The 25,808-nt window shown below is 64.6% G+C and carries 24 protein-coding genes; 16 read left to right on the forward strand and 8 right to left on the reverse strand.

The genetic code is table 11. The features are described 5' to 3' along the window. Positions 1–156 precede the first annotated feature (156 nt). Positions 157–975 (forward strand): aldo/keto reductase, encoded by an 819-nt coding sequence (locus tag IVB01_RS11430; protein WP_247275745.1) that lies wholly within the window; start codon positions 157–159, stop codon positions 973–975. Positions 976–1,024: 49 nt separating this feature from the next. After that, entirely contained in the window at positions 1,025–1,984 is a 960-nt protein-coding gene (locus IVB01_RS11435; protein ID WP_247494530.1) for a hypothetical protein, read from the forward strand. A gap of 1,045 nt (positions 1,985–3,029) precedes the next feature. Here the strand turns inward: IVB01_RS11435 and IVB01_RS11440 are convergent. Then, positions 3,030–3,746: a DUF599 domain-containing protein gene (locus IVB01_RS11440; RefSeq protein ID WP_247275747.1), complete on the reverse strand. Its 717-nt coding sequence runs from the start codon at positions 3,744–3,746 to the stop codon at positions 3,030–3,032. 122 nt (positions 3,747–3,868) lie between these two features. Between IVB01_RS11440 and IVB01_RS11445 the strand changes: the two genes are divergently transcribed. The 4 genes from IVB01_RS11445 to IVB01_RS11460 all read left to right on the forward strand — a co-directional run bounded on the left by IVB01_RS11445 (position 3,869) and on the right by IVB01_RS11460 (position 6,654). After that, positions 3,869–4,531, forward strand: a complete 663-nt coding sequence (locus IVB01_RS11445; RefSeq protein WP_247275748.1) for a glutathione S-transferase family protein — start codon at positions 3,869–3,871, stop codon at positions 4,529–4,531. A 293-nt stretch (positions 4,532–4,824) separates the two neighbouring features. After that, positions 4,825–5,028 carry a hypothetical protein gene (locus IVB01_RS11450; protein ID WP_247275749.1) on the forward strand — a complete coding sequence of 68 codons (204 nt, stop codon included), beginning with the start codon at positions 4,825–4,827 and terminating at the stop codon, positions 5,026–5,028. A gap of 156 nt (positions 5,029–5,184) precedes the next feature. After that, entirely contained in the window at positions 5,185–6,171 is a 987-nt protein-coding gene (locus IVB01_RS11455; RefSeq protein ID WP_247494531.1) for a hypothetical protein, read from the forward strand. Positions 6,172–6,213: 42 nt separating this feature from the next. Beyond that, on the forward strand, positions 6,214–6,654 hold the full coding sequence (locus IVB01_RS11460; RefSeq protein WP_247275751.1) for a DUF1489 domain-containing protein: 441 nt from the start codon (positions 6,214–6,216) through the stop codon (positions 6,652–6,654). On the opposite strand, the gene panC is transcribed toward IVB01_RS11460, so the two are convergent. Then, positions 6,651–7,502 carry a pantoate--beta-alanine ligase gene (panC, locus tag IVB01_RS11465; RefSeq protein WP_247420616.1) on the reverse strand — a complete coding sequence of 284 codons (852 nt, stop codon included), beginning with the start codon at positions 7,500–7,502 and terminating at the stop codon, positions 6,651–6,653. The genes IVB01_RS11460 and panC overlap by 4 nt on opposite strands. 74 nt (positions 7,503–7,576) lie before the next feature. Here panC and IVB01_RS11470 point away from each other — a divergent pair, with 74 nt between their 5' ends. From IVB01_RS11470 to IVB01_RS11490, 5 genes are all read left to right on the forward strand, one after another. Next, positions 7,577–7,735 (forward strand): hypothetical protein, encoded by a 159-nt coding sequence (locus IVB01_RS11470; protein ID WP_247275753.1) that lies wholly within the window; start codon positions 7,577–7,579, stop codon positions 7,733–7,735. Positions 7,736–7,786: 51 nt separating this feature from the next. Next, positions 7,787–8,710, forward strand: coding sequence for a division plane positioning ATPase MipZ (locus IVB01_RS11475; protein WP_247275754.1), 924 nt, complete (start codon positions 7,787–7,789; stop codon positions 8,708–8,710). Positions 8,711–9,049: 339 nt separating this feature from the next. Next, positions 9,050–9,910, forward strand: a complete 861-nt coding sequence (locus IVB01_RS11480) for an alpha/beta fold hydrolase (RefSeq protein ID WP_247275755.1) — start codon at positions 9,050–9,052, stop codon at positions 9,908–9,910. Between the two features lie 119 nt (positions 9,911–10,029). Then, on the forward strand, positions 10,030–10,776 hold the full coding sequence (locus IVB01_RS11485; protein ID WP_247275756.1) for a VWA domain-containing protein: 747 nt from the start codon (positions 10,030–10,032) through the stop codon (positions 10,774–10,776). A gap of 72 nt (positions 10,777–10,848) precedes the next feature. Then, positions 10,849–11,574: a DnaJ domain-containing protein gene (locus IVB01_RS11490; RefSeq protein WP_247275757.1), complete on the forward strand. Its 726-nt coding sequence runs from the start codon at positions 10,849–10,851 to the stop codon at positions 11,572–11,574. Between the two features lie 214 nt (positions 11,575–11,788). On the opposite strand, the gene IVB01_RS11495 is transcribed toward IVB01_RS11490, so the two are convergent. Beyond that, on the reverse strand, positions 11,789–13,621 hold the full coding sequence (locus tag IVB01_RS11495) for a D-alanyl-D-alanine carboxypeptidase (RefSeq protein ID WP_247275758.1): 1,833 nt from the start codon (positions 13,619–13,621) through the stop codon (positions 11,789–11,791). Positions 13,622–14,008: 387 nt separating this feature from the next. On the opposite strand from IVB01_RS11495, the gene IVB01_RS11500 reads away from it, so the two are divergent. Further along, positions 14,009–14,347 carry a phasin family protein gene (locus tag IVB01_RS11500; protein WP_247275759.1) on the forward strand — a complete coding sequence of 113 codons (339 nt, stop codon included), beginning with the start codon at positions 14,009–14,011 and terminating at the stop codon, positions 14,345–14,347. A gap of 73 nt (positions 14,348–14,420) precedes the next feature. On the opposite strand, the gene IVB01_RS11505 is transcribed toward IVB01_RS11500, so the two are convergent. After that, complete coding sequence (locus IVB01_RS11505; protein ID WP_346015507.1) at positions 14,421–16,274, reverse strand: pilus assembly protein TadG-related protein; 1,854 nt, start codon at positions 16,272–16,274, stop codon at positions 14,421–14,423. A 560-nt stretch (positions 16,275–16,834) separates the two neighbouring features. Between IVB01_RS11505 and clpS the strand changes: the two genes are divergently transcribed. After that, positions 16,835–17,167 (forward strand): ATP-dependent Clp protease adapter ClpS, encoded by a 333-nt coding sequence (clpS, locus tag IVB01_RS11510; RefSeq protein WP_164934959.1) that lies wholly within the window; start codon positions 16,835–16,837, stop codon positions 17,165–17,167. 290 nt (positions 17,168–17,457) lie between these two features. Further along, on the forward strand, positions 17,458–19,866 hold the full coding sequence (gene clpA / locus IVB01_RS11515) for an ATP-dependent Clp protease ATP-binding subunit ClpA (protein WP_247275761.1): 2,409 nt from the start codon (positions 17,458–17,460) through the stop codon (positions 19,864–19,866). A 71-nt stretch (positions 19,867–19,937) separates the two neighbouring features. Here clpA and IVB01_RS11520 read toward each other — a convergent pair whose 3' ends face one another. The 3 genes from IVB01_RS11520 to IVB01_RS11530 all read right to left on the reverse strand — a co-directional run bounded on the left by IVB01_RS11520 (position 19,938) and on the right by IVB01_RS11530 (position 22,824). After that, positions 19,938–21,359 carry an MFS transporter gene (locus tag IVB01_RS11520; protein WP_247275762.1) on the reverse strand — a complete coding sequence of 474 codons (1,422 nt, stop codon included), beginning with the start codon at positions 21,357–21,359 and terminating at the stop codon, positions 19,938–19,940. 171 nt (positions 21,360–21,530) lie between these two features. Then, positions 21,531–21,767, reverse strand: coding sequence for a hypothetical protein (locus tag IVB01_RS11525; protein ID WP_247275763.1), 237 nt, complete (start codon positions 21,765–21,767; stop codon positions 21,531–21,533). A gap of 100 nt (positions 21,768–21,867) precedes the next feature. Further along, on the reverse strand, positions 21,868–22,824 hold the full coding sequence (locus IVB01_RS11530) for a helix-turn-helix domain-containing protein (RefSeq protein WP_247275764.1): 957 nt from the start codon (positions 22,822–22,824) through the stop codon (positions 21,868–21,870). 196 nt (positions 22,825–23,020) lie between these two features. Here IVB01_RS11530 and IVB01_RS11535 point away from each other — a divergent pair, with 196 nt between their 5' ends. Together IVB01_RS11535 and IVB01_RS11540 are read left to right on the forward strand one after the other, a co-directional pair. Then, complete coding sequence (locus IVB01_RS11535) at positions 23,021–24,037, forward strand: carbon-nitrogen hydrolase family protein (protein ID WP_247275765.1); 1,017 nt, start codon at positions 23,021–23,023, stop codon at positions 24,035–24,037. Positions 24,038–24,064: 27 nt separating this feature from the next. Continuing rightward, positions 24,065–25,087: a phenylacetaldoxime dehydratase family protein gene (locus IVB01_RS11540; RefSeq protein ID WP_247275766.1), complete on the forward strand. Its 1,023-nt coding sequence runs from the start codon at positions 24,065–24,067 to the stop codon at positions 25,085–25,087. Between the two features lie 19 nt (positions 25,088–25,106). On the opposite strand, the gene IVB01_RS11545 is transcribed toward IVB01_RS11540, so the two are convergent. Further along, a complete protein-coding gene (locus tag IVB01_RS11545) occupies positions 25,107–25,745 on the reverse strand; it encodes an HAD family hydrolase (RefSeq protein ID WP_247275767.1) in 639 nt (212 codons plus the stop codon). Between the last annotated feature and the right edge of the window lie 63 nt (positions 25,746–25,808).

Here is a 25,808-nt window from a genome sequence, read left to right on the forward strand (position 1 = left end):
CGCTAAGGACGGAACGCCAAGAGCTCGCGCGAACCTGCCGTTAGCATTGCGTTGAATATCCGGCCGAACTGTCGCGGCGTCCGTTGGCAGCGTCATGGGCCGGGTCCATAATGACGGCCGGATGATTTGGGGCTGCCGCAACAGAGAGGATTCCTCATGCTGTTCGTCGAGGCCAATGGTGCAAGGATCCCGGCGATCGGGCTCGGGACCTGGGAATTGGGCGGCCGGCCATGCGCTCGCATTGTCGAGCAGGCGCTGCGGCTCGGCTATCGCCACATCGATACCGCGCAGGCCTATGACAACGAGCGCGAGGTCGGCGACGGCTTGCGGTCCTCGGGCGTGCGCCGCGACGACATCTTCCTCACGACGAAAGTCTGGACCAACCATTTCGCGCCCCACGATCTCGAACGCTCGGTCAAGGAGAGCCTCGCCCGCCTGCGACTTCCCTCCGTCGATCTGTTGCTGCTGCACTGGCCGAATTCGCATGTGCCGCTGGCGGAGACGCTTGGAGCGCTGTCGCATGCGAAGCGCATGGGCCTGACCCGCCACATCGGCGTTTCCAATTTCACGGTGGCGCTGATCGAGCAGGCGGTGGCGTTATCGCCCGAGCCGCTTGTCTGCAATCAGGTCGAATATCACCCTTATCTGGATCAGGCGAAGGTGAGGGCGGCCTGCGACCAGCATGGTCTTGCTCTCGTCGCCTACAGTCCCATCGCCAAGGGCCGCATCAAGTCCGACCAGACGCTCGCGGAGATCGGCCGCGTCCATCGCAAGAGCCCGGCGCAGGTGTGCCTGCGCTGGCTGATGCAGCAGAATGTCGCCGCGATCCCGCGCACCTCGCGCGTCGAGCGTCTGTCGGAAAACATCGAGATCTTCGATTTCGAACTGTCGGAGGACGAGATGGGCCGGATCGCCGCGCTCGCCAATCCCAGGGGACGCCTGACCGACTTCGGCTTCGCGCCGAAATGGGATTGAGGGGGGCTTCCATTATGCTAGGACCAGCGCGGCAACCTGAAGTCAATCGATGGAACTGCGGAAGATCATACGGACGGACCTGGCGGCGTCGGCAATCGCGCATCTGACGCTGGTGGCGCTGATCATCCTGATCAGCGAAGTCCATCCGTTCCACGCCGCGCCACCCGAGACTGTTACGGTCGACATCGTCACGCCGGAGCAGGTGAAGGAGGAGGCCAAAGCCGAGCAGAGGGCCCAGGAAGAGGCGAGGGAGAAGCCGCCGGAGCCGAAACCCGACCTGAAGCTGCCGAAGCTGGATTTCGCCGACAAGTCGGATGCGACGGCCAAGCAGCAAGCCGCGCCATCGCCCTCACCGCAGGCTTCGCCCGAGCCGCAACGTTCTGCGCAGCAGCAACAATTGCAGAAACAGCCTTCGCCGCCGAACCCGCGCGAGGTCAATGCACAGCCGCAACAGCCTCCGCAGCAAGCCCTGCCGCAGCCGATGCCGCAACCGCCGCCTCAGGGCATGCCGCTGCCTCCGACGCCGCCATCACAGGTGATGCAGCAGCCCCAGGCCGCACCGCCGCCGGACTATCAGGCTCCGGAGCCCGACGTCACCGTCAAGTACGGCGTCATGCTGGGCCTGCCACCTGAATTGACGGAGCTGCCGAAAGACGCCCCCAAGAACGACGGCGGCGACGCCAAGGATTCGATCGCCGCCAAGCTGCCGTCCGAGGTCATCGCCGAGCTGCGCCGTCACCTGAAAAACTGCGCCAAGCTGCCGTCCGGGGTCGCGCCGACCGACAACGTCTATATCAAGCTGCGCACGGTGTTCGCCACCGACGGCACGCTGGCACGCGAGCCGATCCTGATGGAAGCCCCGCCGTCCGCGAAGGGCGTCGCCATCGTCAAGTCCGCAATGAGCGCACTCCAGAATTGCCAGCCCTACAAGATGCTGCCGGCCGACAAATACGGGGAATGGAAGGTGCTGGATTTGCCGTTCAGCCCGCGGGATTTCGGCGGGGGCTAGGACATAGTCGTGTAGCCCGAACGGAGCGCAGCGTAATCCGGGTGATTGCTCGCCATTGACACTTTCCCCGATCGCGCCGCGCTCGATCCGTCGCCGCGCCTGTGTCGCGGCTCTGTCAATCCCGATTGCGCAAAATATTCTCCTTTACCGAAATTCGGAAATGACGTATGTATCGCCCACCCCGGTTCATCCGAGAGGGGCGATCATGTGTCGTGATGATCGCGGAGCCGGGCTTGCGGTGGACGCGGCAGCGTCGGGCGCGAGAGGCCAAGGGCAGGGCGGATTGCTCTCCGTGAGCCCTTAAGCTTCGCGCAGACGGACGGCGCTGTCAGGTTCGTCGCGCCAGCATGTCGATGGCAAGGTGCACAACGCCGTCGAACCCTGCGGCGCAGGCGAGCCGCGCGTACGGCAAAACCGTGTGGTCCTGGCCGTCGTTGCTACGGTCAAGCCCTGGCGGATGCGGCATGGGCGTCAACCGGCGCGGTGTCCGTGACTTTCGCTGGAGTGAGGGAGGCCAGAACGAACTCGGCTCCCGGGAGAGCGCGGCATAAGCCGTCAAACCACTGCGCAGGGAAGGCCGTGTGTTGGGCTTCACCTGTATGCCGCTGTGCAGTTCTTCTGCGTGTGCCTTTCGCACAGCGGACCGTGGGTGCCAGCCGGCACCCGGCCTTTCCTGCGCCCTCCGGCTTTGAGGGTGGAGAGATCAAGCAAAGCTCGGGCGAAACGCGCCGCGAGAATGCGAAGGCGTGTCTGCACGTTGAATGTGTGTTGGAGAATGACGTTGGTTCACCATGCTCCGTCATTGCGAGCGCAGCGAAGCAAATCCAGAGTCTTTCCGCGGAGGGATTCTGGATTGCTTCGCTGCGCTCGCAATGACGTTGAGAGAGCATGCCTCACTCTCCTCTCGTGCCCCGGACGCAGCGCAGCGCCCTTCAGCGATGCGCTGCAGAGCCGGGGCCTATATCGCAGCGCCTTCCCGTGTGGGCCGGGTCCCGGCTCTGCGTCGCGTCACTTCGTGCCGCGCCGTGTCCGGCACGGCAGTGCATCAATGACCGCGCTTCTTCTCCTCGTCAGCCGCCACCACCTCCGGCGCCATCGCCGCCCAGGCACTGGACGCGAATTGCCGTCGCCAGGTCACGACCACCACGGCCGCCGTGGTCGCGAACAGCAGCCAGGGGCTGACGAACCAGCCGAGATAGCCGAGCGCGAAGAAGAAAGCGCGCTGGCCGCGGTTGAAATGGCGGCCTGCGGATTCGAACAGGCGCGTGGTGCGGATGACATGGGCTTCCGCCTCCACCGTGTCGCGCTGGGACGCTGGCGGCATGCCGCCGAACAGGATCGCGACATAGTTGAACAGGCGATAGGCCCAGGCGAACTTGAAGAAGGCGTAGACGCAGATCAGCACGAGGCCGACGCATTTCAGCTCCCACAGTGCGGGCGAGGGGCTGAGGTCGATCGGCAGCTTGCTCAGGATCGTGATGGCGTCGTTGGTGGCGTGCAGCAGCGCCAGCGCGCCGCCCAGCGCGAACAGGCTGGTGGAGGCGAAGAAGGCGGTGCCGTTCTGGAGCGAGGCCATGATCTGCATGTCGACCATGCGCGTGTCGCGCTCGAGCAGCTGGCGCACCCAGACCTCGCGGTAGCGATTCATGCGCGCCGACAGGCTGTCGCGGCCATAGGCCGAATGCTCCAGCGTCAGCGCGTAGACCAGCCATTCGATGATGAAGAAGCCGACGGCGGTAATGTCGACCCAGTGCCTGCTCATGTCCGTCTCCTCGCGGGCGGCAACGATTGCCACGCATGGCAAGGCGCGGCAACGATTGATTGGGGGCAGGCTATGGCGTTAAAAGCAGCTCGCTTCAGGACGTCTCGGGGAGGATTGACGACATGGCTGCGCTGAAACTCGCGATCGGCAACAAGAACTACTCGTCATGGTCGATGCGGCCTTGGCTTGCACTGCGCGCCAGCGACATCCCCTTCGTGGAGACCGTCATCCCGCTCTACACCGACAATCCCGCCGACAAGGAGCAGATCCTGTCCTTCAGCCGCGCCGGCAAGGTGCCGGTGTTGGTCGATGGCGACATCACGGTGTGGGACTCGCTCAGCATCATCGAATACATCGCCGAGCGCTACCCGGAGAAAAAGCTGTGGCCCGACGATGTCGCCGCGCGCGCTTATGCCCGGTCGGTGTGCGCCGAGATGCATTCCGGCTTCATGGCCTTACGTAACGAATGCGGCATGAACCTGCACCGCCCCGTGCGCCCGGTGACGTTGTCGGCGGACGCCAAGGCCAATATCGCGCGCGTGCAGGAGATCTGGCGCGAGTGCCGGACCCGGTATGGCGCCAAGGGACCGTTCCTGTTCGGCCGCTTCGGCGCGGCGGATGCGATGTACGCGCCGGTCGTGCACCGCTTCCGCACCTATGCGATCGAGGTCACGCCCGAGACCAAGGCCTACATGGACACGATGCAGGCGCTGCCGGCGTTCCAGGAATGGACCCGGGACGGGCTCGCCGAAACGCTTCGCATCGAGAAGTTCGAGGACGCCTGACCGCTGGTCCGGACGGGAAGGCCGGCCCGCGCGCCGGCTGGCGGCGCTCCTGCCACCGCCGTGATTCCCCACGCTGCGACATCCGGCTGCGACATGCCGCCGGACGGGGCTGCTCCGGCGGTATCATCGGCCCGCCGGTCCATCTCTATCGTTCTGAAAAGACTGTCAAATTGGCGCGGTTGTCATGCCGGCATGACGCTGGCCAAACGGGCGGGGCTCGTGCTATACGACGGCCCGGGTTTCCGGCCGGCCATCGCAGTGGGACACTGGGCGAGGCAGGCGCTGTTTGAGTGATGGAGAGGGTGTTGAAGCACAAATTCCCCGTGGGAACGCGCGTGTTGTTCACGGCCAGCAATGTGGCGCGTCCGGCTGCCAGCGGCGCGTATGAGATCATCCGTCTGCTGCCGACCGATGGCGACGACTGCCAGTACCGGATCAAGAGCTCGACCGAAGCCTTCGAGCGCGTCGCCAAGGAAAGCCAGCTCGCGCTCTCCTGAAGACGGACGCTACCCTGCGCATTGGCGCCTCCCGGAATTGTATCCTCTCGCCGTCAAAAGGCCCGCTTCGGCTTCGCAAGGTGGGGCGGGGGCAGTTGCCGACTCGCGGTGCTCGCTTGACCATTCGCTCTTTGCTCGCGTGAGAGGACGTCGCGTATGACCTGGTCGCTCGACCAAATTTGGCGCTGGCCGGCCTTCCCGATGTGGATGACGCTGCTGGCTGCCGGATTCTTCGGGCTGATCCTGCTGATCACGCTGCTGCGCGCCGACAGGTCGGTCGCCAACGGCGCGTTGACCGTGATCACGCTGCTGTCCATTGCGATCGCCGGGGCGGCCACGGTGCGCGTCTATGGTTCAGAGGGGCAGGCCACCCCGGCCGAAGCGCGCGCGCAGGCGGTAACGGCGAGCCTGCCGGCGCTGTCCTGCCTCGACGATCTCGCCGGCGATGCCGTGGCCGTTGGCTGCGAGAAGGCGCTGTTCGGCGCGCCTGAGGCAGCGGCTGCCGCCGTCTCCTATACCGCCGCCAGGATCGACCGGCTGACCGCGCTCGGCGACGTCGCCACGGCCGACAAGAGCCTGACGCTGGACCTGAAGGTGCTGCGCAAATCGCTGGAGCGTGATCGCTACGGCCTCGTCGCCCATGTGCTGGTCGCGCGCGACGGCTGCACGCAGTTCGATTGCGCTGCGTTCCGCTCGCTGACCGACCAGCAGCAGGTCGCCGCCAACATGGATTCCCATCGCTACGACACGCTGGTTGCGCGCTATGCGCCGACCTGGAACGCGCCCGCAACGGCGCTGGCGATGCCGGCTACCGGCGCGCTTTCCGGATTGCCGCCGTCGATGCCGACGGGCAAGCCGACCAATGCCGAGTTCCCGAGCGCCTCGTCGACGCCGCCGGTCAGCATCATGAATCCGGAGCCGCCGACCGCGGCGACGCGCCAGGCGGCACCGGCCGCAAACGCAGCGCCGGCAGCGCGCGCGCCGGCAGCGGCCTCGGCACAGGCCGCAGCGCCTGCGGCACCAACTGCATCGGCCGCGAAGAAGCCGCCTGCTCCAAAGGCAGCGCGTTCTCCCGCAGCGCCGGTTCCGCTCGCGCCCCCGCCAGCCTCGGCGGCTGCTCCAGCGGCTGCGGATAACGAGTAGATCGGCATTCCAAATGCGCGGCTGCCCGGCTAATGCTGGGGCATGCCGCTACACCTGATCAAGCTCGCTGTCGGCTGCGACTCCGTCAAGGAATTGAAGGAGTGGATCGCCGAACGGATGCAGACCGCCAAGAAGAAGGGTCTGCCGCAACGTCACATCCACATCACCCGCATGGTGCCCAAGCGCGACGCCGAGATCCTCTCGGGCGGTTCGCTCTATTGGGTCATCAAGGGCGAGATCGCCGCGCGGGAGAAGATCATCGGGATCGAGCCGTTCCGTGATAAGGACGGCATCGGGCGCTGCCGGATCGTGATGCAGCCGAAGGTGATCTCGGTGTCGCCGCGGCCGATGCGCCCGTTCCAGGGCTGGCGCTATCTGACCGATGATTCGGTGCCCGCCGATCTCGGCAAGTCCGCCGCCGGCTCGATCGCGGCGATGCCGGAGCCGATGCGGCGCGAGCTGCGTGATCTCGGATTGCTCTAAACCGCGATATTGTCGATCAGCCGGGTGGTGCCGAGCTTGGCCGCGACCAGGATCCGCAAGGGTCCGTCCTTGCGCGAGGTGACCGGCGCCAGCGTCGCGGCATGGCGGGCTTCGAAATAGTCGAGGGCGAAACCGGCCGCCTTGATCATCTCGGCGCCGCCGGCCATGGCGGGCGCGATCGCATCGCCTGCACGGATGCGCCCGGCGCTCTCCTTCATGGCGCGGTAAAGCGTGATTGCGGTCTGCCGCTCCTGTGGTGACAAATAGACGTTGCGCGAGGACATCGCGAGCCCGTCGCGCTCGCGCACGGTGCGGGAGCCGATGACCTTGACGCCGAGGTCGAGATCCCGCGCCATCTGCGCCACCACCCGCAGCTGCTGAAAATCCTTCTCGCCGAAGATCGCAAAGTCGGGCCGGCATTGCGTGAACAGCTTGCCGACGACGGTGGCGACGCCGCCGAAGAAATGCGGGCGGAAGCGGTCCTCGAGCCCGGCCAGCGCCGGCCCCTCCGGCACGATGCGGGTGGCAAAGCCCTCCGGATACATGGCCTCGACGCCGGGGTGCCAGACTACATCGACGTCCTCGGCCGCGAGCTTGGCGATGTCGGCCTTCCAGGTGCGCGGATAGGCGCCAAAATCCTCGGTCGGGGCGAACTGAGTGGGGTTGACGAAGATCGACACCACGACGCGGCTCGCGCGTCGCTTGGCGAGGCGAACCAGCGACACATGCCCATCATGGAGTGCCCCCATGGTCGGGACCAGTGCGATCGTGGCCTTTCGCTTGCGGAGAGTGTCGACGGCGCGCCGCAGGGCAGGGACCGTGCGGGCGATCAAGGGACTTGATGACATCAGGACTCGATCGGGTTGGGAATCAGTGCGGGTGCGGCCGGCGCGCGACCGGCTAACCTTAACAAGCGGCGATCATGGACACCATGCATCCGGATGCGGCACAGCATCCCGGCCAAGGCTGCGCAGAATGTCGCGACATTGTGGGCTGGACCACAGTCGAAAAGATGCCGCCGCAATTCATAACGAAGAACGGCGCATTGCAATTTGCATTACCTGTCACGCATTTCACTTGACCGCCGATGCGGTCAACTCGAAGATATTCGTTAGGGGTATTGAGGATCGCCATGCTTGTGCAGGCTAGCCAAGGCCAATCCGGCTCGGCGCATGTGGTCGTGCTCGGCAATGAGAAAGGCGGCTCCGGAAAATCGACGACCGCCCTGCACATCGCGGTTGCGCTCCTGAAGGCCGGCCAGCGCGTCGCCACCATCGATCTCGACTGCCGCCAGCAGAGCTTTACCCGCTACATCAGCAACCGTTCAGCCTGGGCGCGCCGCACCAAGCTCGACCTCGAGCTGCCGGTGCATCGCTGCATCAAGCTCGGCGAGACCATGCAGATCGCCGAGAACGAGAATGCCGAGTTCCTGCAATTCATGGAGGCGGTCTCGGCAGTCGAAAGCAGCTTCGACTTCATCGTCATCGATACGCCCGGCACCGACAGCTACCTGATGCGGCTGGCGCATTCGATGGCCGACACGCTGGTGACGCCGATCAACGACAGCTTTCTCGATTTCGACGTGCTCGGCACCGTCGATGCCGCCAACTACGCGGTCACGGGGGAGAGCCATTACGCGGAGATGGTGCGCGACGTCAGGCGCAAGCGCCGCCAGCTCGACGGCGCGACCACCGACTGGATCGTGGTGCGCAACCGCCTGTCGATGCTCGGCTCCCGCAACAAGCAGCTCGTCGCCGAGGGGTTGAAGGATTTGTCGCTGCGGCTCGGCTTCCGCTACGTCGACGGCTTCGCCGAACGTGTCGTCTATCGCGAATTCTTCCCGCGTGGCCTGACCGCCCTCGACGAGATCGACGAGGCCACGCTCGGCATGCGGCCCAATCTCGGCCATCTCACCGCGCGGGAGGAGGTGACCAGCCTGCTCCGCCAGCTCAAGCTGCCGCTCGATGAGCGCGGCCGCCGCCGCGCCGCCAACCGTGCCGAATGGTTCAATCAGGTCGACAAGCCGCTCGAGGTCCACGACATCCTCGGCGCCTGAGGCCGCGGTATATTGCTACTTTCCGTCAAATCCGAGCCAGTTGCCGCGGGAACTCGGTCCGCGCTCCGCGCGTTTTCATCTCACGTTGACTACGAATTGAACCCGATCGGGCCCGGTTGCGTCGGATGGTGACCTGCACCCTGACGAAGCCTTATGACAAAGGGTGCCCAACAAACGTGTGCGACGCACAATGAAAGGGCTGCCGGTTCACAATATTTAGCCTTCCTGTCACGCTGCTGTGACATATATTAGGGAATAGGCGACAAGGGGACAAAGAGCCCCGGAGAACACGATTTTCAACAGGGATCAGGCCGCAAGAGCCTGCGGCTGAGGACGAAGATGAAGCGTGGAATTGCCGTTCTGGTTTCGGTCAGTGCTCTCTGCGGCATCGCCTATTTCACGGCGAGCAAGTGGGCCATCAAGCACGAGACCATCACCTTCTACGACGCTTCGCGCGACAATCGCCCGGTGCCCGTCCACATCGCGGTGCGCCGCGACAAGGAAATGCAGGCCAACGCCGGCATGATTAAGTTGCCTGTCGCCGTGATCAATCATGGCAACACCGTCAAGAACACCGAGTACGGCTTCCTCGCCAACATCTTCGCTGCGCGCGGCTACATGGTCGTGAGCCCGCAGCATGATTTGCCGACCGACCCTCCGATGGTGACCAAGCCGGGCGAGCTCTATGTCGGCCGGCTGCCGCAGATCCTGCGCGGCGTCGCCAACATTCATCTCGCCATGCAGGAGATGAAGAAGGTCCAGCCGAATGCCGACTACGACAAGGTGACCATGGTCGGTCACTCCATGGGCGGCGACATCACGATGTATTTCGCCAAGCAGTATCCGGATGAGGTCAAGAAGGTCGTCACGCTCGACAATCTGCGCGTTCCCTTCGTCACGGCCGGCAAATTCAAGATCCTGTCGTTCCGTTCCACCGATCCCCAGTTCAAGGCCGATGCGGGCGTGATCCCCACGGACGAGGAGTGCGAGAAGGCGGGCATTCAGGTCGTGAAGACCGAGTTCCAACATAATGACATGCGCGACACCGGTCCGGATGCGGCCAAGAACTCGATCCAGAGCATGCTCGACAGGTTCCTGAGCGCCACCGACAGCGACGTCGGACCGGTCGACACGCAATCGTCTCCGCCCAAGATTCTCGAGCCGGGTCCAGTTGCATTGATGGCGCCTGCCAAGAGCTGACGCCTCCCTCATTGATACCGATCTCGAAGCCTCCGCCGGCTTACGTCCGCGGAGGCTTTGCACATTGACCGGGCTGTCCGCGCCCACCACATTAATCGCCCACGCATGGTTGAGCAGCGATGTCGGGCGACCCCATCAAACCGCGCGGCGATGCCGTCTCGACGAAAGCCGGCGGCGCAGTGCCGCAGGCCGGAACGTCCACCTCGGATGACATTGCCGCCTTTGTCGCCAAGGCGCGTGCGTTGTCACCGCATGCGCCCGGCGCGAGGGGGCGGCTGATCTTCGCGCTGGATGCGACGATGAGCCGGCAGCCGACCTGGGACATGGCCTGCGCGCTCCAAGCCGACATGTTTCGCGAGACTGCGGCGCTCGGCAGCCTCGACGTCCGGCTCGTCTACTATCGCGGCTTCAACGAATGCCGTGCGACGGCGTGGATCTCCGACAGCGCCAGGCTTGCGACGCTGATGAGCAAGATCGATTGCCGCGGCGGCGACACCCAGATCGGCAAGGTGCTGAGCGAGGCCCGGCGCGAGGCCGTCGCGTCCGGCGTGCGGGCCGTCGTCTTCGTTGGCGATGCCATGGAGGAGAACGCCGACGAACTCTGCGCCAGGGCCGGCGAGCTTGGCATGCTCAAGGTGCCGGTGTTTGTGTTTCAGGAAGGCCATGACGCCGTGGCCGAGCGGACCTTTCGCGAGATCGCGCGCCTGACCGGCGGTGCCTGGTGCCGGTTCGATCCTGGCGCGGCGGCGCAGTTGCGCGAGCTGTTGCGGGCGGCCGCGGCTTACGCCGCCGGCGGCCGTGAAGCGCTGCTGGAATTGGCGAAGAGCGCGAGCGCTGCGGCGAAGCTGATCGGCCAGATGAGGTAGCGATCAGGCTGGCGACCGGCTGCGGAAGCTGAACGCGATGCATTTTGCCGAGAGCGCGACTATATTCCGCCCATGACCCTGCTCGCCGGCGCTGTCGCCGTTATCACGCTTTATCTGCTGCTCCAGATGTTCCGCTCCGCCAATCCGGCGGTGCTGGCGCGCACCATCAAGCTCGGTGGCGGCGTGGTGGCGCTGGCGGTCGCAGCGTTCACGGGTCTGCGGGGAGAACTGGCGGTCGCGATTCCGCTCGGCATCTTCGGCGCCGGGCTGCTCGGCTGGACACCCTTGGCCAACGCCGGCTTCGGCAATGTCGGAGGGCTGTTCGGCGGCGGCGCGACGCGCGCCTCCGGACAGGCCTCGCGCGTGCGTTCGCAATTCCTCGACATGCGGCTCGACCACGACACCGGCCAGCTGACAGGCCGGATCGTTGCCGGACCTCATGCCGGGCGCGATCTCGGCGAGTTCGATCTTGCCGGCCTGCTGGCGATGGTGCCGGCGTTCGATGCCGAGAGTGTGGCCTTACTTGAAAGCTATCTGGACCGCCGGTTTCCCGCTTGGCGTCAGAACGCGCAGGGCGATGCGGCAGGGCGGCAGCGTCGCACGGCGGCGAGCGGCAAAATGACGGCGGAGGAGGCCTATCAGATCCTTGGCTTGCAGCCGGGCGCGGGGCGTGACGACATCAGCAGGGCTCACAAGTCCCTGATGAAGAAACTCCATCCCGACCAGGGGGGCTCGACGTATCTCGCTGCCCGTGTAAACGAGGCCAAGGATACTCTGCTTCGTACGCATAACGGCTAACTCCGGCACCACGCTACAAACGCCCGTACCGCGTGAGCTCCGCTTGCTCTGTCTGCCGTCGCCCCGATGCCCGCCATTGTCGGCGTGGTCGATCCCTTGAGGAAAGTTTTAACCGTAAATTGTTGACGAGAGGTTGTCGCGGAACAGCCTCGGCGTCACCCCAAAACGAAAATGCCCGCGCAAGGCGGGCATTTGCTTTGAGAGACTCGAGAGATCAGTTGCGCACGGTGATGCAGGAGATTTCGGCGCGCTTCAGGGTGCGGCAGACCGCTTCGGCCTGGTCGCGCTCGAGCCCGGCGAAGCGGGCACGGTAGAGCTTGCGATTGTCCTTGGCGACGACCGGCTCGGTGAACGGGTCGGCCTTGCTGAGCAGGCCGCGGGCCGAGCTGCGGGCGGCGTCGATGCGTTGCTGGGCTTCGCTCTCGCTCTCGAGCGCACCGACCTGGACGATCCAGCCGCTGTGGGTGACGACTGGCTTGGTCGTGGCGCTCATCTGGATTGGCCGCGGCGCCGGATCGGCGGAAGCAAGCTTCGGAGCGGCCGGGGCGGGAGCGGCGGCGGGTGCGGCTGGCAGCACGCCGAGGATGCCGTTGCCGGTGCCGAAGCCCGCCGGCTGCCGTGGCAGCTCGGTGCGGGCGATCTCGGACTTCGGCGCTTCCGGCTGGCTCGGGATTTCGGGCCTGTTGATGAGATCGGCCCGGGCGACGACGGCGCCGGACGTTTCCGGGACATCGGACCGGGACGGAATGGTGTTCGTGACCGGTGGCGACACCTGCGCCGGGGCAGCGGAGGCGACTTTCACGGCGCCGGCCTTGACCTGAACGGTCTTGACCCGGACCGGCTTCATCGGTTCGGACGAGCCGGGGATGATGGACAGCGGCTGGCTTGAGATCACGCCATTGGTGAGCGGCGCCGGCTCGATCTTGGCTTCAGCCGGGCGAACTTCAGGCTTGGCCTGAGCCGGCGGCATCGCGGCAGTCGCAGCCGCCAGCGTCGACAGACGCGCGGCAAGGCGGGACGAGGCGGCCTCGGGAGCAGGGGCCGCCGCGGCCTGGACCTGCGGGGCAGAGCGTGGAGCATCCGAGGCGTCGGCGACCTCGGCACTGGCGTCGGCGCCGTTGCGCTCGGTGACGGCGGCGACGGTGTGGGTGGTCGCGCCCTTCTCGAGATTCTCCGCGAGCAGATTGCGCATGATCGCGTCGCGGGAGCTGCCGCTGCGGCCGCCGAGCACAACGCCGATCAGATGGCGATTGCCGCGGCGCATCGAGGTGACGAGGTTGAAACCGGAAGCGCGGGTGTAGCCGGTCTTGATGCCGTCCACGCCCTCGACATTGCCGAGCAGGTGATTGTGGTTCCGGATCGACTGTCCGCGCCAGTTGAACGAGGCGGTCGCGAAGTAGCGATAGTAGCGCGGGAAGCGCTCCTGGATGGCGCGGCCGAGCGTGGCCTGGTCGCGTGCGGTCGTCACCTGCTCGTCGTTCGGCAGGCCCGAAGCGTTGCGATAGACGGTCTTGGACATGCCGAGCGCGCGTGCCTTGCGCGTCATCATCTGGGCGAAATCGCTCTCGTCGCCGCCGATCGTTTCTGCGATCACCACGGCGGCGTCATTGGCGGAACGCGTCACGAGGCCCTTGATCGCGTCCTCGACGCGGATGGTCTGGCCGGGGCGGAGGTTGAGCTTGGTCGGATCTTGGTCGGCGGCATGCTGCGACACCGGCATCTCGCTGTCGAGCTTCAGCTTGCCGGATTCGAGGCGCTCGAACAGCAAGTAGAGCGTCATGATCTTGGTGAGCGAGGCGGGGTGACGCAGTGCGTCGGGGCTGGTCGACTGGAGCACCGTGCCGGAATTGCCGTCGACAATGATGGACGCAAATTTTGAGCTGGAGCTCTCGGACACCTCGCGCTGCACCCGATGGTGCGCGTAATGGCGCCGGTGGCGCCGTGCTTCGGCAGCGTCGGTGGTGACGATGATTACGGTGGTGACCGTAAGAAGCCCGAAAACGCCAACCCGCGCCAAGCGCGAGGCAGACAAGTTGTTACGAAGCATGGAACCCCGTCCCCGTTTCTGACTTGATCACCGGCTCGTGAGGCAAAATTGTGCCCAATCGACCCGGGATCATTACCTGCTCAGGCTGTCCCTCCGCTGATGTTCACCGCGGGGGACGTTTGGACCTGAGCCGCTGTTCTGGCTAAGGTGATGTTCTCAAACGGCTTTGGCCGCCTGCGAAAGTGAACACGTCCAGGGAATCAGGGTAGGGGGCCGCGGTTTCCAAAAGCTTAAGGAACCCTTGCGGAAAACCCCGGGAATCTTCGCGATTTAAATCTGCTTTTGTGCGACGCACAAGATTCTTGACTTTTTTGTGCGCTGCACTAATTGTAGGCAAAGTCAGGGAGCCGGGGCTTCCCGACGAGAGCCAGGGAAAAGGATTCCGACATGTTCAAGGTTGAAGACTTTCAGAACTACGGGAAAGAGCAGTTCGAGCAGTGCGTCGCCTCCGCGACCTCCGTGCAGCACGGCCTTCAGGCGATCGCGAGCGCTTATGGCGACTACACCAAGAAGTCGTTCGAAGACACCAAGTCCTTCGTCGAAAAGCTCTCGGGCGTGAAGTCGCTGGACAAGGCGATGGAAGCGCAGACCGATTTCGCCCGTTCCGCCTACGAGACCTTCGTTGCGGAATCGCAGAAGATCGCCGGTCTCTACAGCGACCTCGCCAAGCAGGCGCTCAAGCCGGTCGAGACCATTGTGTCGAAGTTCACCCCGGCTGCGAACTGAGCTTTCCGGGACGTCTTGGAATCGAAAAGCCCGGCTGATCAGCCGGGCTTTTTTTGCCGGTGGGAAACGTTGATCACCTCGCCAGGCGCAGCTTGCTCAGCGCGGTTCCGATCGTATTGAAAATGGTCGCGATCTCGGTCGAGCTCTTGATCTCGTAGAACTTGTCCGGGCTGCTCGCGCAATATTTGAGGATGGCCGAAGTCGGGTCGCCGCTGGTGTTCACCTGGATTGCGTAAATCGTGTACATCGATGCGCCATTGGAATCCTTGGCGTTGTGCAGGTTGTCGCACAGGACTTGCTGTCGGGCGTCAATCGAGCCGGGGAAGGTGCTGTTGCCGTAGGTGGTGGTCTGATTGCTGCCGTTGCCATATGCCGGCCAGCGGTCCTCGGTATTGAGACCGTCAGACAACAGGATGATCACCCGATTGTAAGTGGTGTTGACGGTTCCAGTCTCTGCGGGCGCGTTCAGGGGATTGCCCTGCAGCAGAGATTGCCAGGCCCAAGCCAGGCCGACCGCCTGATTTGTGCCGCCGGTGGGTTGCATGGCGTTGACCGCCGTCTTCAATGCGCTCCAATTGTAGGTGAGCGGCATGATCGGCTTGAGCTGGGGCGAAGAGCTGTCGCTGCAATAGGCGGTGCTGTTTTCGAAATATTGGTTGGCCGGGAACAGCGTTGCGGTATTGGACGACGAAGGGGACGTACCGGTTGCGTCGTTGGGCTGGGTGCGATCAGCGATACAGCCCGTCCATGTGTTGATCGGGTTGGTGGATGCCTGCTGCCAATTGTTCTGAACGGTGGGGGTCGGGTTGCTGGCAGTCCATTTGTTGTTGGCGAAGCCGACGACGGCGCTCACCCGCGGCTGATTCAGGTTATGGGTGAGGTCGTTCGGCCCAGGCTGTGTCCAATCGTGGGTATAGAGCTGGCCGGTGCACGATTTTCCGTTGCCGCTGCCGGTGCAACTGCAACCGGAGACGCTGTTGCCCGAGGCATCGAGCGGGCAGCTGCAGCTTGAGCTGCCGGAGCAGAACGTTCCATTGCCCGCAGACTTGCTCTCCCAGCAGCCGTTGTACATGGTGTGGGAATTGGCGTCGACGCCCGGGCAGATGTAGCCGCTCGGGGGAACAACGTTGACGCCACTGACCGTGTATTTCGAGCTGTTGTTGGTCGCTCCGCTCGTGCAGTAGAAGCCGCCGCTGTTGTTTGACCAGGGGCAGCGCGCCCCGGGTCCCACTGCGTGCCAATTCATCGGAAGACTCGCCTGGTAATTCCCGACCACGTTCGCCGGCTGTGCGGTGGGCGGATTGAGCCAGTCCGTCCAGTCAATCCAGCTCTGGCCGTAATTGCTTGCTCCGACATTGACGGTTTTGGCAAAAGGAACGAGTGAAATGTAGACGTCGCCATCGTTCTTGCTGAGCGCGCTGAGCTGGTCGATCAGGCCGCCGCTTCCGGCCACTGCATTCCTCAATGCCGTCATTTTTCCGTTCTGAGCCATCGACCCCGTGTTGTCGAGCGCGAGCGCCACGCGCATCTTCGCGTTGCCCCAGGTTGCGGTCGACGTGGTATTGAAGCCGAGCGTCGGATAGCCGGCGATCTGCATGAACATGGAATCGATGTAGCTGGAGCCTTCCAGAAGGATCTTCGCTGCCGCGCTTGTGGTCGCCGCAGTGTAGGTTGCCGTTAGCTGAACCCTTGTCTTTGCTGCCGTGTCCGCGGCTTCGCTACCGGCGAACAGGCCCTTGAAATAGTCTGCCGCTTTCTGGCTGATCTGGGACTGGGAGATGGTACCGGCTGTCAGGTCCCTCGACAGCATCAGCGCGGTCGAATCCAGGGCGGCCTGCATTGACGATCGCGCGCGGGTGGCCCGGCTGTAATCGATCGCGGCACCGACGAAGGTCAGCACTGGGACGAGCGCGATGGCGAAGATCACCGCGATGTTGCCTTGCTCGGCCTTCCCGAAGCTGGCGAGCTGTCGACCAATGCGGCGGACAACGGGCAGGTGAAGCATGACGACCCCCGAAATCTGTGGTTTGCCCGATTTCGCCCCAGGCCCTTGAAGGGTCGGTAAATGGGACCGTAGAAAGCCGGAGATATCCCGTCGAAACCGTCGCAGTCGCGCTAACGGCCGGGTTCCTGGTCAACAGGTCCAAACAGTCACAGTGGAAATTTTTGTCAAATCGATCCGGATTGATTAACCTTGGTTTGGATCGCCGGGCCGGGAATCGGGACCGCCGCGGCCGCATCGGCCAAACCTTTGCACGCTTGCGGCGAGCCGGGGGCAGGGCCATATTGCTAGCGAACGATCCGGTTCGGACCGGACCGCTCGGAAGCGGCGATCCGGAAAGGCGGCGCGCTTGTGCGAGGCTCCGAGGTACTGAGCTGCGCCGCAGACCGTCATTCGCTTCCCTGGGGAATTTGAACGCCTGTGCCATGCCGCAACTGACTTCCAGACTGGACCTGCCAGCGGTCACCGCCGCCTCCGCTCCCCGGATGAGCAACGACGAAAACCGTTCGGGCGGCCCTTCCGGGCCGAACACGTCGGTCATTACAAAGGTCAAGCCGAAGACCAAACGGCCGAACCTGTATCGTGTGCTGATCCTCAACGATGACTACACGCCGATGGAATTCGTCGTCCATGTACTGGAGAAATTCTTCCAAAAGGACGTCGAGGCTGCGACCAAGATCATGCTGCACGTCCATCATCACGGCATCGGCGAGTGCGGCGTATTCACCTACGAGATTGCCGAGACCAAGGTGACGCAGGTGATGGACTTCGCCCGCAAGCACCAGCATCCGCTGCAATGCGTGATGGAAAAGAAGTAAGATGCCTCACGGCGCGCTTGAAGCCGGCTCTTGCGTAGTGGCGGTGTGATCGTCGCGCGAGGTCTGCGCGCGGCATCCGCTGCAGCCGGCAGAACTACGGAATTCTGTGCCGGCGCCGATCCCGCCCAAATCGGAACGGGTCTTGCATCGAAAATGCCGGCCTTGTGTGCAGCCGCCTGAGTCGCGGAACCGGTCTTTCGCCGCGCTCTTGTATAACTATATGTGAGAAAGGTTGTTGTTGCCTGACCGGGCGATGACGATCATGATGGTGGGGGCCATAGAGGACGCGAATGCCGACTTTTTCCCAAAGCCTTGAACAATCCCTGCATCGTGCACTGGCGATCGCAAACGAGCGTCATCACCAATACGCGACGCTCGAGCATCTATTGCTCTCTTTGATCGACGACTCCGATGCAGCCGCCGTCATGCGCGCCTGTAGCGTCGATCTCGACAAGCTCCGCACGAGTCTCGTCAACTATCTTGAGACCGAATTCGAGAACCTGGTGACGGATGGCGCCGACGACGCCAAGCCGACCGCCGGCTTCCAGCGCGTGATCCAGCGCGCGGTGATCCACGTGCAGTCGTCCGGTCGCGAAGAGGTGACCGGCGCCAACGTGCTGATCGCAATCTTCGCCGAGCGCGAGAGCCATGCCGCGTATTTCCTGCAGGAGCAGGACATGACGCGCTATGACGCGGTCAACTACATCAGCCACGGCATCGCCAAGCGGCCAGGCGTCTCCGAAGCGCGGCCCGTGCGCGGCGTCGACGAGGAGACGGAGGCCAAGGGCAACGAGGACGCCAAGAAGAAGGGCGAGGCGCTCGAGACCTATTGCGTCAACCTCAACAAGAAGGCCCGCGACGGCAAGATCGACCCGGTGATCGGACGCAATTCCGAGATCAACCGCGCGATCCAGGTGCTGTGCCGCCGGCAGAAGAACAACCCGCTGTTCGTCGGCGAAGCCGGCGTCGGCAAGACCGCGATCGCGGAAGGCCTCGCCAAGCGCATCGTCGACAGCGAGGTGCCGGAGGTGCTGGCGGCCGCGACGGTGTTCTCGCTCGACATGGGCACGCTGCTCGCCGGCACGCGTTATCGCGGCGACTTCGAAGAGCGCCTGAAGCAGGTGCTGAAGGAGCTCGAGGCGCACCCCAACGCCATCCTGTTCATCGACGAGATCCACACCGTGATCGGTGCGGGTGCGACGTCGGGCGGGGCGATGGACGCATCGAACCTGCTCAAGCCGGCGCTGGCCTCGGGCACCATCCGCTGCATGGGCTCGACCACCTACAAGGAATACCGTCAGCACTTCGAGAAGGACCGTGCGCTGGTGCGGCGCTTCCAGAAGATCGACATCAACGAGCCGACGGTCGAGGATGCGATCGCGATCCTCAAGGGCCTCAAGCCGTATTTCGAGGACTACCACCGGCTGAAATACACCAACGAGGCGATCGAGGCCGCCGTCCAGCTCTCCTCGCGCTACATCCACGACCGCAAGCTGCCGGACAAGGCGATCGACGTGATCGACGAATCCGGTGCGGCACAGATGCTGGTCTCCGAGAACAAGCGCAAGAAGACCATCGGCATCAAGGAGATCGAGACCACGATCGCCTCGATGGCGCGGATTCCTCCGAAGAGCGTGTCGAAGGACGATGCCGAGGTGCTCAAGCATCTCGAGCAGACCTTAAAGCGCACCGTTTTCGGCCAGGATAGGGCAATCGAGTCGCTCGCCGCTTCGATCAAGCTGGCGCGTGCTGGCCTGCGCGAGCCGGAGAAGCCGATCGGCTGCTACCTGTTCTCGGGTCCGACCGGCGTCGGCAAGACCGAGGTCGCAAAGCAGCTCGCGGCGACGCTCGGCGTCGAGCTGCTGCGCTTCGACATGTCGGAGTACATGGAGCGGCACACCGTGTCGCGCCTGATCGGCGCGCCTCCCGGCTATGTCGGCTTTGACCAGGGCGGCCTGCTCACCGACGGCGTCGACCAGCATCCGCATTGCGTGGTGCTGCTGGACGAGATCGAGAAGGCGCATCCCGATCTCTACAACGTGCTGCTCCAGATCATGGATCACGGCCGGCTTACCGACCACAACGGCAAGCAGGTCAATTTCCGCAACGTGATCCTGATCATGACCACGAATGCGGGCGCGGCGGATCTCGCCAAGCAGGCGTTCGGCTTCACCCGTTCGAAGCGGGAAGGCGACGACCACGAGGCGATTAACCGGCAGTTCGCGCCGGAATTCCGCAACCGCCTCGATGCCATCGTCTCGTTCAGCCATCTCAGCGTCGAGGTGATCGGCACCGTCGTCGAGAAGTTCGTGCTTCAGCTCGAGGCGCAGCTTGGCGATCGCGACGTCACCATCGAGCTGTCCGAGCCGGCCAAGACCTGGCTGGTCCAGCACGGTTACGACGAGCAGATGGGTGCACGTCCCATGGCCCGCGTGATCCAGGAGCACATCAAGAAGCCGCTGGCGGACGAGGTGCTGTTCGGCAAGCTCAAGGGCGGCGGCCATGTTCGTGTCGTTCTCGTCAAGGACGAGGCCGACGAGACCAAGGAGAAGATCGGCTTCGAGTTCGTTGAGGGCCCGGTCACGCCGAAGCAGGAGAAGCTGCCCGGCGCCCGCAAGCGTCCGCCAGGCAAGTCCAAGCCGGGCGGTCCCGGCGGCTCCAAGGGGCCGACCTCGAAAGGGCCACTGGTCAAAGTCTGATTTGCACGCGATGAGTTGAAAAGGCCGGCTGAAAAGCCGGTCTTTTTGTTGCTCGCATCACCGTAGCGGCGTCATTCACCCCGCAGGCGCTGGTCGTCCTGCACGCGAACGTGCTCGGCGCCGCGCGCGCCCGGGGGCGACAGTCGCAGCATGCTCAGCACCGCGCCGCAGAGTGCAAAGCCGACACCGGCGAGGAGCGCCAGCCGGGTTCCTTCGACCGGATAGCGGCCGAGGAACAGCGCCACCAGTGCCGCGCCGGTGGTCTGGCCGAGCAGGCGGGCCGTTCCCAGCATGCCGCTGGCGCCGCCGGCGCGCTCGCGCGGGGCGGCCGCGATCATGGTGCGGTTGTTGGGGGTCTGGAACAGGCCGAAGCCGGCGCCGGCCAGCGCCATGCGCCAGATCACGTCGAACGGCGCGGGCGTTGCAGGCAGCAAGGCGAGCGCGCCGAGGCCGCAGGCGAACAGCGTGAGCCCGATACCACCGAGCAGGCCGGCGGGATAATGCTCGACAAGGCGGCCAGCGAGGGGCGCGGCGAAAACCACCGCGATCGGCCAGGGCGTGATCAAGAGGCCCATGTGCACGGCGGAATAGCCGAAGCGGCTCTGCAGATAAAAGGGGATCGCGACGAAGGCCAGCATCTGTCCGCAGAACGATGCGATCGAGGTCGCAATCGACAGCGCGAACACCGGGATGCGCAACAGATCGATCGGCAACAGCGGCGAGGTCATGTGGGTTTCGCGATAGATCAGCAGCGCGCCGGCGACGATGGCGATGGCGAACTGCACGAGGCAGGTGACCGCCGCCTCGCCATGGCCGACGCTGTCGACGGCGGCGATGCCGACGCCGAACGTGATCGCGGAGAGCCCCGCGCTCTGCCAATCGAAGGAACGGCTTGCGGGCCTGGTGTGCGGCAGGCTGCGCAAGCCGATCAGCAATGTCACCGCACCGAGCGGGAGGTTGATGGCGAACAGCCAGGGCCAGCTTCCGATCGCGAGAATCCCGGCGGCGAGCGTCGGGCCAACCGCGGCCGAGAAGGCGACCACGAGCGCGTTGAGCCCGATGCCGCGGCCGAGCTGGCTGCGCGGATAGGTGAAGCGCACCAGCGCCGCGTTGACGCTCATGATTCCGGCCGCGCCAAAGCCCTGGATGATGCGCGCGATTGTCAGGAGCGGCAGCGTGTGTGCCAGCGCGCACAACGCGGATGCGAGCGTGAACAGTGCGAGCCCGACCAGATAGACGCGACGATAGCCGACGATCTCGCCAAGCGAAGCCAGCGGCAGCAGCGAGATCGTGATCGCGAGCTGGTAACCGTTGACGATCCAGATCGAGAAGGCCGGGCTCGCATCGAGGTCGGCCGCGATCGTCGGCAGCGCCACATTGGCGATGGCGCTGTCGACCACCGCCATGATGATGCCAAGCGCAATGGTCAGCACCGCCTGGCTGCGCTGCGGCTGCGGCAGGCCGTCGGCATGCTCGATCGGGGCGGATGACATGATGGAGGCGCGGTTGATTCGAGCCGTGATTCATCTCCGAATAGGAAATTGCCGGATCGACAGCAACCCGTCAGGACACGGACAGTTCCCCTGCCGGGAGCCGGGCTTCCGCCATGAAAAGAAAGGAGTCGGGAGCGCTTTCGCGAGAGCCCGGCATGGCTTGGCAATGCCCTAGTCGTGCCGCAGCATGTCAGCGAAGGCCGCGTCGGCAACGCGCGGGTCGATCGCTTTCGCCTCGGGCTGGATTTCGATCGTCGTTGCGGACGAGGAGAAGCAGGCGAGCTGGTAGTCACCCGGCTGCCGCGGCAGGAGCGTCAACCCCCAGCCTACCAGGACGAGCAGCGCGAGCCGGATGGCGATCACACCAAGCAATAGCTCCGTTCCGCTTATGGTGGCGTCGGTCCTCATGCGTGCCAGCTTGAGGCAGGTCAGCAGGCAAGACAATTTGGAATTGGCGAGCGCTGCCTTCGCTCGAAGCGAAGGCTCGAGGTGATCGCTGACTGGACTGTCAGTGCCGCGACTGGCTCTGCCGGAAGTCGCGCGGCGACATGCCGAAATGGTCGCGGAAGACGCGGCCGAAATGCGAGAGGTCGTTGAAGCCCCAGGCGAAGGCGATCTCGCTAATGTGGCGATGGGCGAGCACGGGCGAGGCGAGGTCGCGCCTGCATTGGGCGAGGCGTTCGGCGAGGACATGGCGCTGGAACGAGGTGTCCTCGTCGGCGAGGAGATCGTTGACATAGCGCGGCGAGATGCCGAGCGCGGCCGCGGCCTCCGCGAGCGAGAGGTCGGGATCAGCAAGATGCGCGCGGATGTGCGCCTTTAGCCGGTAGAGCAGGGCGGAGCGATGGGTCGAGGACGGCAGCGACGTCTTGCCGAGCCGCTCGCCGAGCGCCATCGCAAGGAGATCGACCGCCTGCTCCGACAGTGCGGCCGCGTTGTTTGGAGCAAGTTGGTCCGCGCTCTGGCAGAGCCTGACAATGAAATCATAGGCGAGCCGTTCGAGCGGCACATCGGCGCCGAACGCAATCGCGGTCAGTGCCTCGGTGCCGCCGAGCCGGCGCTGCAGCATCTCACGCGGCACCTTGAAGATGGTCTGCGTGAAGCTGTCGTTGAACTTCAGCTCATACGGCCGCGTGGTGTCATACAGCGCGAATTCGCCGGGATGGATCACGGTCTCGCGGCCATCCTGCACCACGCCGCCGTTCCCGCGATTGCCGAGCGCGACCAGGACGAAATCCTGATCAGAGCGCGCGATGCGCGAGGGCGTGCGGAAGACATGCTGGCGGTCGGAGCAGACCTCGGAGCACACGGCCCTGCCGAGCGAAGCCTGCGTGACCGAGCCGTGAAAGGCGCTACCAACGTCCGACTTGCAGTCGAGCCCGACGAAGACGTCGCAGACAATGTCCTGCCAGAGGGCCAGCCGCCGGTAGCCGGGGCTGCCGTCCGTCGTGAACTGGATTGGCATCTGAGGAGCCTCCCTTTCACACCCTGCAAAAATCGCCTGTTGGCGGATCCAGCCTGCCCGGAGGCAAATCCCGTACCGGTTGGCGGGCGCGTCCAGTCGAGTTTTTGTTCCGCCCTGGTCGAGCGCCCGGCCGTCCGGCTTGGCCAAATAGACTGCATCGGACGTGGCTTCCGATCAACCGGCGATGGAGGCGGGAATGGGCATCGAACATCCGAAATACAAGGTGGCAGTGGTACAGGCGGCGCCGGCCTGGCTCGACCTCGACGCCTCGATCGCCAAGTCGATCGCGTTGATCACGGAGGCCGCGGAAAAGGGCGCCAAGCTGGTCGCCTTTCCTGAGGCGTTCATCCCCGGTTACCCCTGGCATATCTGGATGGACTCGCCGGCATGGGCGATCGGCCGCGGCTTCGTGCAGCGCTATTTCGACAATTCACTGTCCTATGACAGCCCGCAGGCTGAAAAGCTGCGCGAGGCCGTGCGCAAGGCAAAGCTCACCGCCGTGATCGGCCTGTCCGAGCGCGACGGCGGCAGCCTCTATCTGGCGCAATGGCTGATCGGGCCCGGCGGCGAGACCATCGCAAAGCGCCGCAAGCTGCGGCCGACCCATGCCGAGCGCACCGTCTATGGCGAGGGCGACGGCAGCGACCTTGCCGTGCATGCGAGAGCCGACATCGGCCGCCTCGGCGCACTGTGCTGCTGGGAGCATCTCCAGCCGCTGTCGAAATACGCGATGTACGCCCAGAACGAGCAGGTGCATGTCGCCGCCTGGCCGAGCTTCTCGCTCTACGATCCCTTCGCGCCGGCGCTCGGCGCCGAGGTCAACAATGCGGCTTCGCGCGTTTACGCGGTGGAAGGCTCCTGCTTCGTGCTCGCGCCTTGCGCGACGGTGTCGCAAGGAATGATCGACGAGCTTTGCGACCGGCCCGACAAGCATGCTCTGCTGCATGCCGGCGGCGGCTTTGCCGCGATCTATGGCCCCGACGGCAGCCAGATCGGCGAGAAGCTGGCGCCGGACCAGGAGGGTCTCCTGATTGCCGAGATCGACCTCGGCGCCATCGGTGTTGCAAAGAACGCCGCCGATCCCGCCGGGCATTATTCGCGGCCCGACGTGACGCGGCTCCTGCTCAACAACAAGCCGTACAAGCGGGTCGAGCAGTTTGCGCTGCCGGTCGATATGGTCGAGCCCACGGACATCGCCGCCGCGGCGAGCTGATCGCCGGGACCACGGGAAAGCATGATCATGGAATCCGCAATTCCTCTGCATCTCGAAACCCAGCGCACGCGCCACAAGCGCGTGCCGGACGACTACCAGCCGCCATATCCGTCGTTCGTGGCGCGCTACAAGCCAGCCGTGAACCGCGTCGTGATGGCCTATCTCGGTGTCCAGTATCGCGGTGTGGCACCGGCGGCGACGGACGCTCTGATAGAAATTGCGGAGCTCTTCGCTGCAGAGAACGGTCCGTCCCACTGGGACCGCGCGCATTATGTCGACCAGTTCGGCCATGAGAACGTTGTCTCCGTCGGTTATTGGGACGACGTCGCACGCTTCGATGCCTGGTTCGCACCTGCGCGAGAGGCGTGGACCGGAAGTCAGCGAGACGATATCGGCACCTTCATCGAGGTGCTGCGACCCATTGTGGCGCGGCACGAGACGCTGTTCTCCTCGCCTGACCGGCCCGAAGGTGTCGCCGCAATCGCCGCCGACATGAGCGGCGAGGTGCAGGAGCACGCGTATTGGGGCGGCATGCGTGATCGCATTCCGCTGTCCCAAACGGATGCGATGACGCCAGGCGGCGCACCGGAGCTGATCCGCGCTGGCGCGCGGCTGCGCGTCGTGGCGCACGACAATCTCTGCCTGATCCGCTCTGGGCAGGACTGGAGCGATACCGAGACGTCCGAGCGCAAGCTCTATCTCGACGACGTCGAGCCGGTGCTGCGCCAGGGCATGGATTTCCTGCGCGACGACGGCCTTGGCATCGGCTGTTACGCCCATCGCTACATGCGGATGCTCGCGGCTGATGGCAGCGTCAGCGAAAAGTCCTATGGCCAGAGCTGGTGGAAGAGTCTCGCTGCGCTCGAACGCTGGGCGGAGTCGCATCCGACCCACCTCAAGATTTTCGGCGCCGCGATGAAATATCTGTCGACGCTCGGGCCGTCAGCCAAGTTGCGGCTCTATCACGAAGTCACGGTGGCTGCCGCCGACGAGCAGTTCTTCGAATATCTGAACTGTCATCCGAAGACGGGCATGCTGGCGGCGGTGTAGGCCGTCCGCGCCTGATCGGCTAGGTCACGCAGTGGCGGAGCAGCTCGGGATGTGCGGCGCAGATGTGATGAGCGCCGGCGTCGAGCAGCTCGGCCTCGCTGCCGTAGCCGTAGAGCACGCCGATGGCGGTTATGCCGTTGGCGCGGGCGCCGACCACGTCATGGCTGCGATCGCCGATCATGACCGCGTGCTGCGGATCAACCCTGGCTTCCTCGAGCGCGTAGCGGAGCAGGTCGCGCTTGTCGACGCGCGTGCCGTCGAGCTCGGAGCCGAACACGCGCTCGAAATAGGGCTTCAGGGCGAAATGATCGACGATGCGCGTGGCGTAGACGGCAGGCTTGCTGGTTGCCACGAACATGCGCTGACGTGTCGCTGCGAGCCTCGACAATGTGTCCGTAATTCCGCTGTAAGCCTCATTCTCGAACAGGCCGATGTCGCTGAAGCGCTCGCGATAGAGCAGGAGCGCACGGTCAGCGAGTTCATCGGTCCCGGTGAGCTTCTTGAGGCTGGCATGCAGCGGTGGGCCGATGCACCAGGTCAGTTCGTCCTCGCTCGGCACCGAAACGCCGAGCCGTTCCAGCGCGTACTGGATCGAGCGGGTGATCCCGGGCTTTGGGTTGGTCAGTGTGCCGTCGAGATCAAAAAAGATTGTCACCATCAGGGCGCGACCTGCATTGATATTGCTGCTCGTTGCTAGAGGGCTGGGGTTCCAAGTCAAGGT

Origin of the sequence: Bradyrhizobium sp. 164, from assembly GCF_023073715.1 — a bacterium.
Classification (GTDB): Bacteria; Pseudomonadota; Alphaproteobacteria; order Rhizobiales; family Xanthobacteraceae; genus Bradyrhizobium.